Source organism: Modestobacter versicolor (genome assembly GCF_041028285.1).
Taxonomy (GTDB): domain Bacteria; phylum Actinomycetota; class Actinomycetes; order Mycobacteriales; family Geodermatophilaceae; genus Modestobacter; species Modestobacter versicolor_A.
In genome coordinates this window covers 1-17,168 of sequence record NZ_JABGDB010000004.1, presented here as the reverse complement: position 1 = coordinate 17,168, position 17,168 = coordinate 1, and the positions used below count along the sequence as shown (strand labels likewise).

General features: G+C 74.9%; 19 protein-coding genes. 15 read left to right on the top strand and 4 right to left on the bottom strand.

Annotated elements, in window-relative coordinates; genetic code table 11:
• Positions 1–5: 5 nt before the first annotated feature.
• The 4 genes from HL054_RS14540 to HL054_RS14525 are packed head-to-tail and all read right to left on the bottom strand — an operon-like array spanning position 6 to position 2,704.
• The gene (locus HL054_RS14540; RefSeq protein WP_369139721.1) at positions 6–821 is read right to left on the bottom strand and encodes an energy-coupling factor ABC transporter ATP-binding protein; all 816 of its coding nucleotides are present in this window, start codon (positions 819–821) and stop codon (positions 6–8) included.
• On the bottom strand, positions 818–1,609 hold the full coding sequence (gene cbiQ / locus HL054_RS14535) for a cobalt ECF transporter T component CbiQ (RefSeq protein WP_369139720.1): 792 nt from the start codon (positions 1,607–1,609) through the stop codon (positions 818–820). The genes HL054_RS14540 and cbiQ overlap by 4 nt, the downstream gene beginning before the upstream one ends.
• Position 1,610: 1 nt before the next feature.
• Complete coding sequence (locus HL054_RS14530) at positions 1,611–1,976, bottom strand: PDGLE domain-containing protein (RefSeq protein WP_369139719.1); 366 nt, start codon at positions 1,974–1,976, stop codon at positions 1,611–1,613.
• Positions 1,973–2,704 (bottom strand): energy-coupling factor ABC transporter permease, encoded by a 732-nt coding sequence (locus HL054_RS14525; protein ID WP_369139718.1) that lies wholly within the window; start codon positions 2,702–2,704, stop codon positions 1,973–1,975. The genes HL054_RS14530 and HL054_RS14525 overlap by 4 nt, the downstream gene beginning before the upstream one ends.
• 338 nt (positions 2,705–3,042) lie before the next feature.
• On the opposite strand from HL054_RS14525, the gene HL054_RS14520 reads away from it, so the two are divergent.
• The 15 genes from HL054_RS14520 to lepB all read left to right on the top strand — a co-directional run bounded on the left by HL054_RS14520 (position 3,043) and on the right by lepB (position 16,942).
• On the top strand, positions 3,043–4,374 hold the full coding sequence (locus tag HL054_RS14520; protein ID WP_369139717.1) for an ammonium transporter: 1,332 nt from the start codon (positions 3,043–3,045) through the stop codon (positions 4,372–4,374).
• The gene (locus HL054_RS14515; protein ID WP_369139716.1) at positions 4,371–4,709 is read left to right on the top strand and encodes a P-II family nitrogen regulator; all 339 of its coding nucleotides are present in this window, start codon (positions 4,371–4,373) and stop codon (positions 4,707–4,709) included. Before HL054_RS14520 ends, HL054_RS14515 begins: the two co-directional genes overlap by 4 nt.
• Positions 4,710–4,838: 129 nt before the next feature.
• Entirely contained in the window at positions 4,839–7,208 is a 2,370-nt protein-coding gene (locus HL054_RS14510; RefSeq protein WP_369139715.1) for a [protein-PII] uridylyltransferase, read from the top strand.
• A gap of 152 nt (positions 7,209–7,360) precedes the next feature.
• On the top strand, positions 7,361–7,552 hold the full coding sequence (locus HL054_RS14505) for a hypothetical protein (protein WP_369139714.1): 192 nt from the start codon (positions 7,361–7,363) through the stop codon (positions 7,550–7,552).
• A gap of 140 nt (positions 7,553–7,692) precedes the next feature.
• Positions 7,693–9,264, top strand: coding sequence for a signal recognition particle protein (ffh, locus tag HL054_RS14500; protein ID WP_369139713.1), 1,572 nt, complete (start codon positions 7,693–7,695; stop codon positions 9,262–9,264).
• A gap of 4 nt (positions 9,265–9,268) precedes the next feature.
• Positions 9,269–10,354, top strand: coding sequence for an amidohydrolase family protein (locus HL054_RS14495; RefSeq protein ID WP_369139712.1), 1,086 nt, complete (start codon positions 9,269–9,271; stop codon positions 10,352–10,354).
• A gap of 110 nt (positions 10,355–10,464) precedes the next feature.
• Positions 10,465–10,635, top strand: a complete 171-nt coding sequence (locus HL054_RS14490; protein WP_369139711.1) for a hypothetical protein — start codon at positions 10,465–10,467, stop codon at positions 10,633–10,635.
• A gap of 81 nt (positions 10,636–10,716) precedes the next feature.
• Positions 10,717–12,453, top strand: coding sequence for a proline--tRNA ligase (locus tag HL054_RS14485; protein WP_369139710.1), 1,737 nt, complete (start codon positions 10,717–10,719; stop codon positions 12,451–12,453).
• 208 nt (positions 12,454–12,661) lie between these two features.
• Entirely contained in the window at positions 12,662–13,150 is a 489-nt protein-coding gene (rpsP, locus tag HL054_RS14480; RefSeq protein ID WP_369139709.1) for a 30S ribosomal protein S16, read from the top strand.
• A 3-nt stretch (positions 13,151–13,153) separates the two neighbouring features.
• On the top strand, positions 13,154–13,390 hold the full coding sequence (locus tag HL054_RS14475; RefSeq protein ID WP_091537518.1) for an RNA-binding protein: 237 nt from the start codon (positions 13,154–13,156) through the stop codon (positions 13,388–13,390).
• Positions 13,391–13,434: 44 nt separating this feature from the next.
• Positions 13,435–13,950, top strand: coding sequence for a ribosome maturation factor RimM (rimM, locus tag HL054_RS14470; RefSeq protein ID WP_369139708.1), 516 nt, complete (start codon positions 13,435–13,437; stop codon positions 13,948–13,950).
• A complete protein-coding gene (gene trmD, locus HL054_RS14465) occupies positions 13,947–14,696 on the top strand; it encodes a tRNA (guanosine(37)-N1)-methyltransferase TrmD (protein ID WP_369139707.1) in 750 nt (249 codons plus the stop codon). Before rimM ends, trmD begins: the two co-directional genes overlap by 4 nt.
• Positions 14,693–15,205 carry an NUDIX hydrolase gene (locus tag HL054_RS14460; protein ID WP_369139706.1) on the top strand — a complete coding sequence of 171 codons (513 nt, stop codon included), beginning with the start codon at positions 14,693–14,695 and terminating at the stop codon, positions 15,203–15,205. Before trmD ends, HL054_RS14460 begins: the two co-directional genes overlap by 4 nt.
• Positions 15,206–15,378: 173 nt before the next feature.
• Positions 15,379–15,735: a 50S ribosomal protein L19 gene (gene rplS, locus HL054_RS14455; protein ID WP_369139705.1), complete on the top strand. Its 357-nt coding sequence runs from the start codon at positions 15,379–15,381 to the stop codon at positions 15,733–15,735.
• A gap of 145 nt (positions 15,736–15,880) precedes the next feature.
• Positions 15,881–16,942, top strand: coding sequence for a signal peptidase I (gene lepB, locus HL054_RS14450; RefSeq protein ID WP_369139704.1), 1,062 nt, complete (start codon positions 15,881–15,883; stop codon positions 16,940–16,942).
• The last annotated feature ends 226 nt before the right edge of the window (positions 16,943–17,168 follow it).

Below are 17,168 nucleotides of genomic sequence, written 5' to 3'. Positions count from 1 at the left end.
GCCGGCTACGGCCGGATGTGGCCCCCCTGCAGGGGTCCACCGCGAGCTCGCGAGTGGTGGGGGGCAGGGGGGTCCTTCTGGGCGCGGGGGTCGAAGCCGAAGGGCAGCTCCAGCCGGTGGGCGCCCAGCAGCGCGGTGTCGGTGAGCAGCTCGCGGGTCGGGCCGTCGGCGACCACCACCCCGCCGTCCAGCACGACCGACCGCGGGCACAGCTGGAGCGCGTACGGCAGGTCGTGGGTGACCATCAGCAGGGTGATCGGCAGCGCCTCGAGCACCTCGGCGAGCTCGCGCCGGCCGGCCGGGTCCAGGTTGCTGCTCGGCTCGTCGAGGACCAGCACCTCCGGCTGCATCGACAGCACGGTGGCCACCGCGACCCGGCGGCGCTGGCCGAACGACAGGTGGTGCGGCGGCCGGTCGGCGGCGCCGGCCATGTCGACGGCGGCCAGCGCGTCGGCGACCCGGCGGGCGACCTCGGGCTCGGGCAGGCCCAGGTTGCGCGGACCGAAGGCGACGTCCTCGCCGACCGTCGGCATGAACAGCTGGTCGTCGGGGTCCTGGAACACGATCCCGACCCGCCGGCGGACCTCCTGCAGGTTCCGGTCCTCGACCGGCAGCCCGGCCACCTCGACCCGACCGCGCCCGCCGCGCAGGATGCCGTTGAGGTGCAGCACCAGCGTCGTCTTGCCCGCCCCGTTGGGGCCCAGCACCGCCACCCGCTCGCCGGCCTGCACCCGCAGGTCGACGCCGAACAGGGCCTGGTGACCGTCGGGGTAGGCGAAGGCGAGGTCGTCGACCAGGAGGGACGGCGGGGGAGTGCTCACCCCAGCAGTGAACCCGCCACGAGCACCGCAGCCGCCGCCAGGGGCAGGCTGAGCGCCGCGGCCCAGGAGCGGCCGCCGACGACCGCGGCCGGGCCGGTGGGCAGCCGGCCGGTGTAGCCGCGCGACAGCATCGCCAGGTGCACCCGCTCGCCGCGCTCGTAGGAGCGGATGAACAGCGACCCGGCCGCGGGGCCGAGCACCTTCAGCGCGCCCGTCCGGCCGGCCCGGAAGCCGCGGGACTCCCGGGCCACCCGCATCCGGCGCAGCTCGCCACCGACGACGTCGGCGTAGCGGATCATGAAGCTCAGGATCTGCACCAGCACGCTGGGCAGCCGCAGCCGCTCCAGGCCGCGCAGCAGGGCCCGGGGTTCGGTGGTCGCCGCCAGCACCGTCGCCGCGAGCACCGACAGGGTGGCCTTGGCCAGGATGCTGCCGCCGGCGACCAGGCCGCTCTCGGACAGCGACAGCCCGAGCACCTCGGTGCGGGGGCCGCGGGCGACGACCGGCAGCAGGAGGGCGAACAGGACGAACGGCACCTCGACGACGAGCCCGCGCAGCAGCCGGCCGGGCCGGAGCCGGGCCACCCCCGCGACGGCGACCAGCAGCAGCAGGAACGCCGCGTAGGCCGGCGGAGCCCAGCCGGCGTGCACCGGCGTCAGCACCACGACCAGGGCGAAGGCCAGGACGGCGACGAGCTTGGTGTGCGGCTCCAGGCGGTGCACCGGGCTGGTGCCCGGCACGTACATCGCCGTGATGCCGGAGCCGCCGGCACCGTGCCCGGCGCCCACGTCAGTCGCGTCCGGCGGGTACGTCGGCCGCGGCGTCCGCGTCGGAGTCGGCCTCGACGTCGGTGGGCGCGCCGGACGACCGGTGGCGGAGCACCAGGGTGAGCCCGCCGGCCAACGCGAGCACCAGCAGCACGCCGGCCACCCCGGCCAGGCCGCCGGAGAGCCGCGGGTCCTCGACGCCGTCGGTCGCGTAGTCGGCCAGCGGCGAGTCCGCGGTGACGCTGTCCCGGGCGGTGCCGTCGAACCCCTGCTCGGCGGCGGTGGCCTCCAGCCCGTCGGGGGAGGAGCTGGCGTACCAGCTGCCCACCCCGGCGATCAGCAGCGCGACGACCACGCCGACCAGCACGACGGTGCGGGTGCGGGTCACCGGGCGTCCGTCGCGGTCGGGGCGGTCGGGGCGGTCGGCCGGCCGGCCGACGCCGGCCGCGGGGCGAGCGCCGGGCCGCGCGCGAGGTCCCGGGCGCCGCGGACCAGGTCGGGGCGGACGGCGAGCACCGCGCCGAGCACCGCGACGCTGATCGCCGCCTCGCCGAGGCCGATGAGCAGGTGCACGCCGACCATGGCGGCGGCGACCGACCCGACCGGCACGTCGGCGACGCCGCCGAGGCCGAACAGGAGCACGAACACCAGCGCGGCCGCCGGCACGGACAGGAACGCCCCGACGCCGGTCGCGGCCAGCACGCCGGTGCGGGTGGCCGGCAGCACCGCGCGCAGCAGCCGGAAGACGCCGTAGCCGACGCCGATCGCGACCAGCCCCATCAGCACGGTGTTGGTGCCCAGCGCGGTGAGCCCGCCGTCGGCGAAGACCACCGCCTGCACCAGCAGCACGACGGTCATGCAGAGCACCGCCGTCCACGGCCCGACCAGGACCGCGGTGAGCGCACCGCCGACCAGGTGGCCGCTGGTGCCCAGCCCGACCGGGAAGTTCATCATCTGCACGGCGAACACGAAGGCCGCGGTGAGGCCGGCCATCGGCGCGGTGCGCTCGTCCAGCTCGCGGCGCGCCCCGCGCAGGGCCAGCGCGACCCCGGCAGCGGCGACCGCTGCGGTCCCCGCCGTCGTGGCCGCGTCGAGGTAGCCGTCGGGCACGTGCACGGGGGACCTCCAGGAACCGGGCGACGTCCGCCGGGGCGCGGACCTTCTTGCAGTCTCGTCGCAACTGCAGGCGAGTTGCAACAAGAGTCGTCGGACCCCGCGGGACGTGACGTGGTGCACCCGTGCGCGCACCGGGGGAGGGCGTGCAACACGGCCGGAACACAACCGGGCGACACGCGCACCGGAGTTCACGGTGGCGAAACACGTCGACGCCATGTCCGGAAACACGAGGTCGGCACCGTCTGCACCGCGTCACCGGGCAACCGGTGTCGTTCCCCCGAGGCCCCTCGGGTCCCCCGCTTGCGGCCCCCGGCCGACGACACCCTCAGGAGGTTGCCGTGGTCAACACCGGCGACACCGCCTGGATCCTCACCAGCGCGGCGCTCGTGCTGCTGATGACGCCAGGTCTCGCGCTCTTCTACGGCGGCATGGTCCGCGCGAAGAGCGTGCTGAACATGATGATGATGAGCTTCGGCGCCGCGGCGCTGATCAGCGTGCTCTGGGTCGTCTACGGCTACTCCGTGGCCTTCGGCAACGACGTCGGTGCCGGTCTGGTCGGCGACCCCACGGAGTTCTTCGGCCTCGCGGGCCTGATGGAGGACGTCACCACCGAGGAGGGCGGCCTGCCGGTCCTGGCGTTCGTCGGCTTCCAGGCCGTCTTCGCCATCATCACCGTCGCGCTGATCTCCGGCGCCATCGCCGACCGGGCCAAGTTCGGCTCGTGGATGGTCTTCGCCGGCATCTGGGCGACCGTCGTGTACTTCCCGGTCGCGCACTGGGTCTTCGACTTCGACGCCGACGAGCACGTCGGTGGCTGGATCGCCAACGACCTGGCCGCGCTCGACTTCGCCGGTGGCACCGCGGTGCACATCAACGCCGGTGCGGCCGGCCTGGCGCTGGCCCTGGTGCTGGGCAAGCGCCGCGGCTTCGGCCGGGACGCGATGCGCCCGCACAACCTGCCGCTGGTGATGATCGGCGCCGGGCTGCTGTGGTTCGGCTGGTTCGGCTTCAACGCCGGCTCGGCCCTGGGCGCCAACAACACCGCCGCCGTCGCCTGGGTCAACACGCTGGTCGCCACCGGTGCGGCCACCCTGGCCTGGCTGCTGGTGGAGAAGCTCCGCGACGGGCACTCCACGTCGCTGGGTGGCGCGTCCGGCGTGGTCGCCGGCCTGGTGGCGATCACCCCGGCCTGCGCCGCGGTCTCGCCGATCGGCGCGATCATCGTCGGCGCCGTCGCCGGTGCGCTGTGCGCCCTGGCGGTCGGGCTGAAGTTCCGCTTCGGCTACGACGACTCGCTCGACGTCGTCGGCGTCCACCTCGTCGGTGGTCTGGTCGGCACCATCCTGATCGGCTTCCTGGCCACCGAGGACGCCCCGGCCGCGGTGGACGGGCTCTTCTACGGCGGCGGTGTCGACCAGCTCTGGCGCCAGGTCGTCGGTGCGCTGGCGGTGCTCGCCTACTCGTTCGTCCTCACCTACGTCATCGGCCTGGCCATCCAGAAGACGATCGGCTTCCGGCTCACCGAGGAGGACGAGGTCACCGGCATCGACACGGTGGTGCACGCTGAGTCCGGGTACGACTTCGCCTCCCTGGGCGGCGGTGGCAGCACCGCGCCCCTGGGCGGACAGGCACGCGCCGAGGCGCGCAACACGGAAGGGAGCCGGGCATGAAGCTCGTCACCGCGATCGTCAAGCCGTTCAAGCTCGACGACGTCAAGAACGCACTCGAGCTGATCGGCATCGCCGGGCTCACCGTCAGCGAGGTGCAGGGGTTCGGCCGCCAGCGCGGCCACACCGAGGTCTACCGCGGCGCGGAGTACCAGGTGGACTTCGTCCCGAAGGTCCGCATCGAGGTGGTCGTCAGCGAGATCGACGCGGCCCGCGTGGTGGACGCCGTGGTGGAGTCCGCCTCCACCGGCCAGATCGGCGACGGCAAGGTGTGGGTGACGACGATCGACGAGATCGTCCGGGTCCGCACCGGCGAGCGCGGGGCCGACGCCCTGTAACGCAGACCCGGTGAGCTGACGTCGGCCGGGGCGGTGGGGAGACCCGCCGTCCCGGCCGATTCCGTTCCCCCGGCTACGTTCCCCCGGCTCCGTTCCCCCCAGCCGCACCCGCGGCCGGACGACCGAGAGGTGCCCGTGCTCGACCTCGACGCCCTGACCGCCGCCAGCCGCCCCGAGCGCGTCCGGCTGGTCGACGAGTGGCTGACCGGCCTGCTGGCCGACGCCCTGGCCGGGACGCCCCGGGTGTCCCGCCGCCGCGGCAGCCCGCCCGCCGGGCCGGCCGGCACCGGCGTGGCCCTGGTGGCCGTGGGCAGCCTGGGCCGCCGCGAGCTGCCCCCGCACGGCGACCTGGACCTGGTGCTGGTGCACGACGGCCGGCCGGAGGTCGCCGCCCTGGCCGACGCGCTCTGGTACCCCGTCTGGGACGCCGGGCTCCGGCTGGACCACTCGGTGCGCACGGTGGGCGAGGCGGTCTCGGTCGCCGCGGACGACGTCAAGGCCGGGCTCGGCCTGCTCGACGCCCGGCACGTCGCGGGCGACCCGGAGGTCACCGCGGGCCTGCGGACGGCGACCCTGGGCTCCTGGCGCCAGCACGCCGGCCGGCTGCTGCCCCAGCTGCGGGACCTGCGCCGGGGGCGGAGCCGGCAGGTCGGCGAGCTGGGCTTCCTGCTGGAGCCCGACCTCAAGGAGGCCTACGGCGGGCTGCGCGAGGGGCAGGTGCTGCGTGCGCTGGCCGCCGCGCAGCTGGCCGACGAGCCGCCGGCCGACGCGGGGGAGGCGTACGCGTTCCTGCTGGACGTGCGCGACGCGCTGCAGCAGAGCACCGGCCGGGCGACCGACGCGCTGGTGCGCCAGGAGCAGCGCCCGGTCGCCGAGGCGCTCGGGCTGGCCGACGACGACGTCCTGCTGCGCCAGGTGAGCCTGGCCGGGCGCCGGCTGGCGTTCGTGGCCGACGAGACCTGGCGGCGGGTCGAGGCCTCGCTGGTCCGCCGCCCGCGGGCGCGGTACCGGCGGGTGCGCCGCGAGCCGCTGGCCGAGGGGCTGGTCCGCCAGGGCGACGAGGTCGTGCTCGCCCGGGACGCCCGCCCGGCCGCCGACCCCGGGCTGGTGCTGCGCGGCGCCGCCGCCGCCGCCCGGGCCGACCTGCTGCTGTCGCCGTACACGCTCAAGGTGCTGGCCGTGCACGCCCCGCCGCTGCCCGAGCCGTGGCCACCGGAGGTCCGCTGGTCGTTCCTGCGGCTGCTGGCCAGCGGGCGCAGCGCCGTGCCGGTGCTCGAGCAGCTGGACCAGGAGGGCCTGCTGGCCCGGATGCTGCCGGAGTGGGACCGGGTGCGGTCGCTGCCGCAGCGGCACCCCTGGCACCGGTTCACCGTCGACCGGCACCTGGTCGAGGCGGCCGCGGCCGCCGCCGAGCTCACCCGGGACGTCGACCGGCCCGACCTGCTGCTGGTCGGTGCGCTGCTGCACGACATCGGCAAGGGCTGGCCCGGCGACCACAGCGTCGTCGGGGAGGTCATCGCCGCGGAGATCGCCGCCCGGATGGGGTTCTCGCCGCCGGACGTCGCCGTGCTCGCCGCGGTGGTGCGGCACCACCTGCTGCTGCCGGCGACCGCCACCCGCCGCGACATCGACGACCCGGCCACCATCGAACGGGTGGCCGCCACCATCGGGAGCAGCCCGGCGCTGCTGCAGCTGCTGCACGCCGTGGCGCAGGCCGACGGTGCGGCCACCAGCGCCTCGGCCTGGTCGCCGTGGAAGGCCCACCTGGTCGCCGCCCTGGTCGCCCGGGTGCACGCGCACCTGGTCGCCGGGCCACCCCCTGCGCCGGTGCTGGAGCCGACCGAGCCGCAGGTCACCGCGTCGACGCCCGGCCGGGACGGCGGGAGCGAGGTCACGGTCGGGATGCAGAACGTCGCCGACGGCCAGCAGATCACCTTCGGGGCGCCCGACCGGCCCGGGCTGTTCAGCCGCTGCGCCGGGGTGCTGGCCCTCAACCAGCTCGACGTCCGGGCGGCGAGCATCTCCGTCGAGGACGGGCGGGCCACGTCCATCTTCGCCGTCCGCCCGCGCTTCGGCCGGGCACCGGTGCCCGAGATCCTGGTCGACGGCCTGCGGGCCGCGCTGGAGGGCACCCTGCCGCTGGCCGAGCGGCTGCGCCAGCGGGAGGCCGACTACCGCCAGGACGGGGCGCGGGCGGCCGCGCCGCGGGTGTCCTGGCACGACGCGGAGGTGGCCGGGGCGGCCAGCACGATCGTCGAGGTGCGCGCCGGCGACCGGGCCGGGCTGCTCTACCAGCTCACCACCGCGCTCGCCGACGAGGGGCTGGACGTCACGTCGGCCCGGATCGAGACCCTGGGCGCTGACGCGCTGGACTCCTTCTACGTCTGCGACCCGACCGGCACCCCGCTCGACCCGGACCAGCGCGCGCGGATCGAGCGGGCCCTGGTGGCGGCAGCCGGCGGGGACACGGCGGACCCGGCGACGCTGGGCGCCCGGTAGGCCGCTCCGGACGAGCCGGGGCGGCCGGCGCGGGGCGGACGTCCCGGGCGGGCCGACACGCCGGTACGCCGGCTGCCCGGTCCTGTCGGACCCCCGATCTACGTTGCAGGGGCCGGAGCGACGAGCCGGCGACCTGACGAGAGGGGACGTCGATGAGCGACCTGCAGACCCTGCCCTGCCCGACCTGCGCCACCGAGACCACGTTCGAGCAGCCGACCTGCATCGACGGCCACACCGAGGACGGCGGCGCCTGCCCCGAGTGGGCCTGCACCGACTGCGGCACCGCCCTGGTGGTGGGCGGCGTCCCGGTCGCCCGGCGCGAGGTCTGGGACCGCGCCGCCTAGCACCGCACCGCTCGACCCCCGGGCGCCGATACCCTGGGGTGAGGTGGCGTGACGGCCCCGGGGTGGCCCCGGGCGCCCGAGCCGAGCCGCCGGCCCGCGGCCGGCGACGGCTGCACGCCCGACCGCTGTGAGGACGTGCTGTGTTCGAGACCCTCTCCGACCGCCTGGACAAGGTCTTCACCGGCCTGCGCGGCAAGGGCCGGCTGTCCCAGGAGGACATCGACGCCACGGCGCGGGAGATCCGCATCGCGCTGCTCGAGGCCGACGTCGCGCTGCCGGTCGTCCGCTCGTTCATCGCGTCGGTCAAGGAGCGGGCCGTCGGCGCCGAGGTCTCCCAGGCGCTGAACCCCGCCCAGCAGATCATCAAGATCGTCAACGAGGAGCTCGTCGGCATCCTCGGCGGGGAGACCCGCCGGATCCGCTACGCCAAGCAGTCGCCGACGGTGATCATGCTGGCCGGCCTGCAGGGCGCCGGGAAGACGACCCTGGCCGGCAAGCTCGGCCGCTGGCTCAAGGCGCAGGGGCACGCCCCGCTGCTGGTGGCCTGCGACCTGCAGCGCCCCAACGCGGTGCAGCAGCTGTCGGTGGTGGCCGGGCAGGCCGGCGTCGACGTCTTCGCGCCGGAGCCGGGCAACGGCGTCGGCGACCCGATCGCGGTGGCCCGGGAGTCGATCGAGCACGCCCGCCGCACCATGCACGACGTGGTGGTCGTCGACACCGCCGGCCGGCTGGGCATCGACGCGGAGCTGATGGCGCAGGCCGCCGGCATCCGCGACGCCGTCCACCCCGACGAGACGCTCTTCGTCGTCGACGCGATGATCGGCCAGGACGCCGTCACCACGGCGACCGCCTTCCAGGAGGGCGTCGGGTTCAGCGGCGTCGTGCTCACCAAGCTCGACGGTGACGCCCGCGGTGGTGCCGCGCTCTCGGTGCGGCACGTCACCGGCCAGCCGATCATGTTCGCCTCGACCGGTGAGAAGCTCGCCGACTTCGACGTCTTCCACCCCGAGCGGATGGCCTCGCGCATCCTCGGCATGGGCGACGTCCTCACCCTCATCGAGCAGGCCGAGCAGGCCTTCGACGCCGACCAGGCCGAGAAGATGGCCGGCAAGCTGGCCAGCCGCGAGGGCTTCACCCTCGAGGACTTCCTCGAGCAGATGCTGGCCATCCGCAAGATGGGCCCGATCGCCAACCTGCTCGGGATGCTGCCCGGCGCCGGGCAGATGAAGGAGCAGCTCGCCCAGGTCGACGACCGCGACCTGGACCGCACCGCGGCGATCATCCGGTCGATGACCCCGGCCGAGCGGGTCACCCCGAAGATCATCAACGCCTCGCGGCGGGTCCGGATCGCCAACGGCTCCGGCGTCAGCGTCACCGACGTCAACCAGCTGCTGGAGCGGTTCGGCCAGGCCCAGAAGATGATGGGGCAGATGGCCGGCAGCATGGGCATGCCGGGCATGGGCCCGATGTCGAAGAAGGCCCGCGGCCGGCAGCAGCAGGCCCAGGCCCGCGGCAAGGGCAAGAAGGGCAAGGGAGGCAAGAAGGCGGGCCCCGCCCGCCGGCCGATCGGCGCCCCGGGCGGCATGGGCGGCGGGTTCCCCGGTCAGCTCCCCGGCGGGATGCCGGGCGGCGTGCCGGGTCTGCCCCCGGGCCAGGCGCTGCCCGACCTGAGCAAGCTCGACTTCAGCCAGTTCAAGGACGAGGGCCGCTGACCCGGTGACCGCCCCGGCCCTGCACCTGTCCGGGGTGCTGCTGCCCGCGGGCGAGCACCGCGACGTGTGGGTGCACCGGGGCCGGTTCACGTTCGAGCCGGTGCCGGGGGCCGAGACGGTCAGCCGCGGCGGCTTCCTGCTGCCCGGGCTGGTCGACGCGCACTGCCACGTGGGCATCGGGGCGGGCGGCGAGCACGTGACCGAGCCGGACGCGCTGCGCGCCCAGGCGCTCGCCGAACGGGACGCCGGGGTGCTGGCGCTGCGCGACTGCGGGTCGCCGGTCGACACCCGGTTCCTGGACTCCCACCTCGACCTGCCGCGGGTCGTGCGGGCCGGCCGGCACCTTGCCGCGCCCCGGCGCTACCTCCCCGGCCTGGCCGTCGAGCTGGAGCCCGCCGACCTGGCCGCCGAGGTCGCCGTCCAGGCCCGCCGCGGCGACGGCTGGGTCAAGCTGGTGGGTGACTGGATCGACCGCGGCGTCGGCGACCTGGCTCCGGAGTGGCCCGACGACGTGCTCGCCGCGGCGGTCGCGGCCGCCCACGCCGAGGGGGCCCGGGTCACCGCGCACACCTTCGGCACCGACGCGCTCCCCGGGCTGGTCCGCGCCGGCATCGACTGCATCGAGCACGGCTCCGGCCTGACCGAGGAGCTGATCGGCGAGATGGCCGCCCGGGGCACCGCCGTCGTCCCGACGCTGGTCAACGTGGCGAACTTCCCGAGCTTCGCGGCGGCAGGGGAGCGGCGGTTCCCGGCCTACGCCTCCACGATGCGGCGGCTGTACGCGAGCGCCGGGGCCGTCGTCCGGGCGGCGTACGAGGCGGGGGTGCCGGTGTTCGCCGGCACCGACGCCGGGGGCGGCATCGAGCACGGGCTGATCGCCGAGGAGGTGCGGGCGCTGCACGCGGCCGGGTTGCCGGCCGAGGCGGCGGTGGCCGCGGCGTCCTGGGCGGCGCGGGAGTGGCTGGGCCTCCCCGGCATCGAGGAGGGCGCGCCGGCCGACCTGGTGGTGTTCGACGCCGACCCGCGCACCGACCTGGACACGCTGCAGCGACCCCGGCGGACGGTGCTGCGCGGCGTCGTCGTCGCCTGACGTCGTCCCCCGGGATCAGGTGACCTGATCCGACGTGCTCCGGGCTCACGTCAGGAGGTGAGCCAGGCGCACGGGAGGTGAGCCCGGACCGGCGCTGGTTGACTGCGGGGATGGTCGAACCCCTGCCTGACCCGCCGCCGATGATCGACCCGGACGAGCCGGTGCCCGACGACCCGGGTGAGCTGCTCCCCGACGCGCCGGAGGAGCTGCCGCCTCCGCCGATCGAGGCGACGCCGGACGACCCGGGTGGCGACCCCGGCGCCGTGCCCGAGCCGGCCTGACCGCAGGGTCTCCCGGGCCGGCCGCAAACCCGTGGACGACGGCGACCGGCCGCCTGGGAGACTCGTGCCGTGCTCCTTCGGATGTCCTCCCTGTTCCTGCGCACCCTGCGCGACGACCCGGCCGATGCCGAGGTCCCCAGCCACCGCCTGCTCGCCCGCGGCGGCTACATCCGGCGGGCCGCGCCGGGGGGCTTCACCTGGCTGCCGCTGGGCTGGCGGGTGTTCCGGAACGTCGAGCGCATCGTCCGCGAGGAGATGGACGCGATGGGCGCGCAGGAGGTCCACTTCCCCGCGCTGCTGCCCCGCGGGCCCTACGAGGCGACCGGCCGCTGGACCGAGTACGGCGACAACCTGTTCCGGCTCAAGGACCGCCGCGGGAACGACTTCCTGCTCGGTCCCACCCACGAGGAGATGTTCACGCTCCTGGTGAAGGACCTCTACGGCTCCTACAAGGACCTGCCGGTCTCGCTGTACCAGATCCAGACCAAGTACCGGGACGAGGCACGGCCCCGCGCCGGCCTGTTCCGCGGCCGCGAGTTCACCATGAAGGACAGCTACTCCTTCGACGTGGACGACGCCGGGCTGGACCGCTCCTACGCCGCCCACCGCGACGCCTACATCCGGATCTTCGACCGGATGGGCCTGGAGTACGTGATCGTCTCGGCGATGTCGGGGGCGATGGGCGGCTCCAAGAGCGAGGAGTTCCTGCACCCGACGTCGATCGGGGAGGACACCTTCGTCCGCTCGCCCGGCGGCTACGCGGCCAACGTCGAGGCGGTGAGCACCGTCGTCCCGGAGTCGATCCCGTTCGACGGGCTGCCTGACGCGCACGTCGAGGACACCCCCGACACCCCCACCATCGACAGCCTGGTCGCGGTGGCCGGGGAGCTGTTCCCGGGCGCCGGGTACACCGCCGCGTCGACGCTGAAGAACGTCGTCGTCACGCTGGTGCACCCCGACGGCACCCGCGAGCCGCTGGTCATCGGTCTGCCCGGTGACCGCGAGGTCGACACCAAGCGGCTGGAGGCGCAGGTCGCCCCGGCCGAGGTCGAGCCGTTCACCGACTTCGCCGCCCACCCCGACCTGGTCAAGGGCTACATCGGCCCGCAGGTGCTCGGCAGCGAGGGCAAGGCCGGCATCCGCTACCTGGTCGACCCCCGGGTCGTGCCGGGCAGCCGCTGGATCACCGGCGCCAACGAGCCCGGCAAGCACGTGTTCGACCTGGTCGCCGGCCGCGACTTCAGCTGGGACGGCGTGATCGAGGCCGCCGAGGTGCTCGCCGGCGACCCCGCGCCCGACGGCTCCGGCCCGCTGGAACTCGCCCGCGGCGTGGAGATGGGCCACATCTTCCAGCTCGGCCGCAAGTACGCCGAGGCGCTGGACCTCAAGGTGCTCGACGAGAACGGCAAGCTCGTCACCGTCACCATGGGCTCCTACGGCGTCGGGGTCTCCCGCGCCGTCGCCGCCATCGCCGAGTCCACCCACGACGAGCTGGGTCTCAGGTGGCCCCGCTCGGTGGCCCCGGCCGACGTGCACCTGATCGCGACCGGCAAGGACGCCGCCGTGTTCGAGGCCGCGGAGACGCTGGCCGCCGAGCTCGTCGCCGCCGGGCTGACCGTGCTGTTCGACGACCGGCCCAAGGTCAGCCCCGGGGTGAAGTTCAAGGACGCCGAGCTGCTCGGCATGCCGACGATCGTCACCGTCGGCCGCGGTGTCGCCGACGGCGTCATCGAGGTCCGGGACCGGGCGACCGGCGAGCGCACCGAGGTCCCCGTCGCCGAGGCGGCCGCCGCGGTCCTCGCCGCCGTCCGGGCCTAGCCCCTCGGCCCCTCGCCCGGGGCCCGCCGCCGAGCTCGCGAGGGGGTGGGGAGGCGAGGGGTCCTCCGTCTGGCATCATGGACCGTCGAACACGGCGGTGGGCGGCCCTCTCACCATCCCCGCCCGTGTCCATCGCTCCGTCACGGCGTACCCCCACGCGTCCGTCCGGCGAGCACCCACACCCCGTTCGAGGAGCACACCACACACCGTGGCCACCAAGATCAAGCTCATGCGCCTGGGCAAGATGCGCGCGCCGTACTACCGCATCGTCGTCGCCGACGCCCGCACCAAGCGGGACGGCCGGTCGATCGAGACCATCGGCAAGTACCACCCGAAGGAGGACCCCTCCTTCATCGAGGTCGACGGCGAGCGCGCCGCCTACTGGCTCGGCGTCGGCGCCCAGCCGACCGAGGCCGTCCGCGCCATCCTCCGGGTCACCGGCGACTGGCAGAAGTTCAAGGGCGAGCCGGCTCCGGCCCCGATGAAGGTCGCGGCCCCCAAGCCGGACAAGAAGGCCATCTACGAGGAGGCCGCCCGCGCCTCCATGGGCGAGCCCTCCACCGAGGCCACCACGCCCAAGAAGAAGGCCGCCCCCAAGGCCGAGGCAGCTCCCGCGGCCCCCGCCGCTGCGGAGGCCCCGGCTGCTGAGCCGGCTGCCGCCGAGGCGGCTCCGGCCGCCGAGACGCCCGCCGAGTAAGACGTGCTCGAAGAGGCGCTCGAGCACCTGGTCAAGGGCATCGTCGACAACCCCGACGACGTGGCCGTCGACCTGGTCAACGGCCGGCGCGGCAAGACCCTCGAGGTCCGGGTGCACCCCGACGACCTCGGCAAGGTCATCGGCCGCGGCGGTCGTACCGCCAAGGCGCTGCGCCAGGTCATGACGGGTGTCGGCGGCCGCGGCCTGCGGGTCGACGTCGTCGACACCGACGGGCGCTGAGCACTCCCGGCGCCTCCGGCGCCACCCCGCAGTCCACCGACACCGTGGTGGTCGGCCGCATCGGCCGACCCCACGGTGTCCGTGGTCAGGTGACCGTCGAGGTCCGCACCGACGACCCCGACCTGCGCTTCGCCCCCGGCGCGACGCTGCTCACCGAGCCCGCCGCCCGGGGACCGCTCACGGTCGAGGGCATGCGCTGGCACAGCGGCACCCTGCTGCTCACCCTGGCCGGTCCGGACGGCGTCGTCGTCGCCGACCGGGAGGGCGCCGACGCGCTGCGCAACACCCAGCTGCTGGTGCCGGTCGAGGCGCTGCCCGAGCTGGACGACCCGGACTCCTTCTACGACCACCAGCTGGTCGGCCTGGCCGCGGTGCTGCCCGACGGCACGCCGCTGGGCGAGGTCACCGGGGTGCGCCACGAGGGCACCGAGCTGCTCGTCGTGCGTCGGCCGGACGTCGCGGACCTGCTGGTGCCCTTCGTCAGCGCGATCGTGCCCACGGTCGACCTGGCCGGCGGGCGGCTGGTCGTCGACCCGCCGGAGGGGCTGCTGGACCTGTGACGCCGTTCCGCGTCGACGTCCTGACGATCTTCCCCGAGTACCTCGCCCCGCTGGGCCAGTCGCTGCTGGGCAAGGCGGTACAGCGCGGCCTGGTCGAGGTCGGCGTGCACGACCTGCGGGAGTGGACCGACGACGTGCACCGCACGGTCGACGACTCCCCGTACGGCGGCGGCCCCGGGATGGTCATGCGCCCCGAACCGTGGGGGAGGGCGCTGGAGGCGGTCCGCCCGCCCGGCACCCGGCTCGTCGTCCCGACCCCGGCCGGTCGGCCGTTCACCCAGGCGGCGGCCGCCCGGTGGGCCACCGAGCCCGGGCTGGTGTTCGCCTGCGGCCGGTACGAGGGCATCGACCAGCGGGTCGCCGACTGGGCGGCCGGGTCGGGCCCGGTGTCGGAGGTGTCCATCGGCGACTACGTGCTCGCCGGCGGGGAGTCGGCGGTCCTGGTCATGGTCGAGGCGGTCACCCGGCTCATCCCCGGCGTCGTCGGCAACGCCGAGTCGGTGGAGTTCGACTCGCACGCCGACGGGCTGCTCGAGGGCCCGTCCTACACGCGCCCGGCCGACTGGCGCGGCCACGTGGTGCCGCCGGTGCTGCTCTCCGGCGACCACGCCGCGATCGCCCGCTGGCGCCGGGCGCAGTCGCTGCGCCGCACCGCCGACCGCCGTCCCGACCTGCTGGCCGCCCTGCCCGACGGCGCGCTCACCGCCGCCGACCGGGCGGTCCTGGACGCCGACCCCCTCCCGTGACCGCACCGGCCTGGGTCCGGCCCACCAGCCGGGTGCTCGTGCTCGACCCGAAGCAGCGGCTGCTGCTCTTCGGTGCGCGGCTCACCGGCCCGGACGCCGTCCCCGGTGACGTGCTGTTCTGGTACACCCCCGGCGGCGGCGTCGAGGACGGCGAGGGCCTGCGCGCGGCCGCCGTCCGCGAGCTGGCGGAGGAGACCGGGCTGACCGTCGAGCCCGCGGCGCTGGAGGGACCGGTCTGGCTGCGCCGGCACGTCGGCTCCTTCGGCGAGGCGGTCATCGACTCCCGCGAGACATTCTTCGTGCTGCGCGACGTGGTGCACGACGTCGTCCCGCTCGCCCGGACCGAGCTGGAGCTGCGCGGCGACGAACCGCACCGCTGGTGGGGCCTGGCAGAGATCGCCGCGGAGATCGCCGCGGGGACGGCGGACTTCGTCCCCGGCCGCCTCGCCGAGCTGCTGCCCGAGGTGCTGGCCGGCCGCTGGGCAGGGCCGCCGCGCATCGTCGACTGAAGATGTGGCACAGTAGAGAGCTGCTGCAGGCCGTCGGCTCGCGTCGACGGTGGCTCCCTGCCCTCCCGGGGCGGCGGAGCGCAGCCACCCGGTACGGACGCACCGGGACACCGCTGCCCGTACCACTGAGCTTGACCGAGCTGAGTTTCCCGCTAGGACTGAGGACTGCTGCGATGAACACCCTGGACGCCCTCGACGCTGCGTCGCTCCGCGACGACATCCCCGACTTCCGCCCCGGCGACACCGTCAAGGTGCACGTGCGGGTCATCGAGGGCACCCGCTCGCGTGTCCAGGTCTTCCAGGGCGTCATCATCCGGCGCCAGGGTGGCGGCATCCGGGAGACCTTCACCGTCCGCAAGGTCAGCTTCGGCGTCGGCGTGGAGCGCACCTTCCCGGTGCACACCCCGGTCGTGGAGAAGATCGAGGTGCTGACCCGCGGTGACGTCCGCCGGGCCAAGCTGTACTACCTCCGCGAGCTGCGCGGCAAGGCCGCCAAGATCAAGGAGAAGCGCGAGGTCGTCACCCGCTGACGATCTGCTCTCCACCGACCGGGCCGGCTGCACTGCGCAGCCGGCCCGGTCGCATGTCCGGGGCCGGACGGCGCCGACCGGGTGACGCCGTGCGCCCCGGGCGGGTCGACGGGCGGGCTCCCGGGCGGACCGTAGGCTGGCCCCGATGAGCACGCACGGGCCCGAAGAGCCTGCCGACCCCCGCGCAACCGGGAAGTCAGCCACCGACGAGTCCGCGACCGGCGAGGTCACCCCGGCGACCGGCTCCGCCGCTGTTCCCGGCCGGCGACGCGGCGGCCGGACGGCGGAGAAGAAGAAGGGCTCGCTGCTGCGCGAGCTGCCGGTGCTGCTCGTCATCGCCTTCGTGCTGGCGCTGCTGGTGAAGACCTTCCTGGTGCAGGCCTTCTTCATCCCGTCGGGGTCGATGGAGCAGACGCTGCACGGCTGCACCGGGTGCACCGGAGACCGGGTGCTGGTCAACAAGGTGCCGTACTGGTTCGGCGAGCCCGAGCCCGGCGACATCGTGGTCTTCCGCGGTCCGGACACCTGGTCGCCGGAGATCGTCGTGACCGAGCCGAGCAACTGGGTCTCCGGTGCGCTGCTGGGGCTCGGCCGGGCGATCGGGGTGGCCCCGCCCAGCGAGGACGACTACGTCAAGCGGGTCATCGCCACGGCCGGGCAGACCGTCGAGTGCTGTGACGCCGAGGGCCGGGTGCTCGTCGACGGCGAGCCGCTGACCGAGCCGTACCTCTACCAGGACTCCCCGCTCGGCGGCGGGCCGAACGGGCGGGAGTTCGGCCCGGTGACCGTGCCCGAGGGGCGGCTCTGGGTGATGGGCGACCACCGCTCGGCCTCGGCGGACTCCCGCCGGCACGTCTCCGACCAGTACAGCGGCACGATCGCCGTGGACGACGTCATCGGCAAGGGCGCGCTCATCGTCTGGCCGCTGGACCGCTTCACCCTGCTCGACAGCCCCGACATCCAGGGCACCGACGACCAGGGGCTGGCCGGACCGGTGACCGCGCCGTCCGCACCGGGCGCTGCCGCCGTGGCGGCACCGCTGGTGCTCGGCCTGACCGGTGCCGTGCCGGTGACCGCCTGGCGTCGCCGCCGGCGGGCCCGCCGGGCCCGGCTCACCGGGCCCTCGCGCCGCCCGCCGCGGACCGGCTGGCGGCGCGTCAGCCGCCCGGTGCAGACCCGGCCCGCCCGGGAGAACGGCACCGGATGACGACTCCGCCCATTCGGCGCCATTCCGAGAATGGCGCGGTAATGGGCGCGGAGTAGAGAAAAAGAACTAAAGCACTCCGTTCACCCTTCCGATGGAGGAATCAGCACCTCATCGGAATCGAAACGGAGAACCAGCTGTGTCCACGCCCATGGTCGGCACCCCCCGCGGCGTCACCCGCGTCCTCATCCTCGCCGACGCCCCGGTCCTGCGCCGTGGCCTGGTCGGC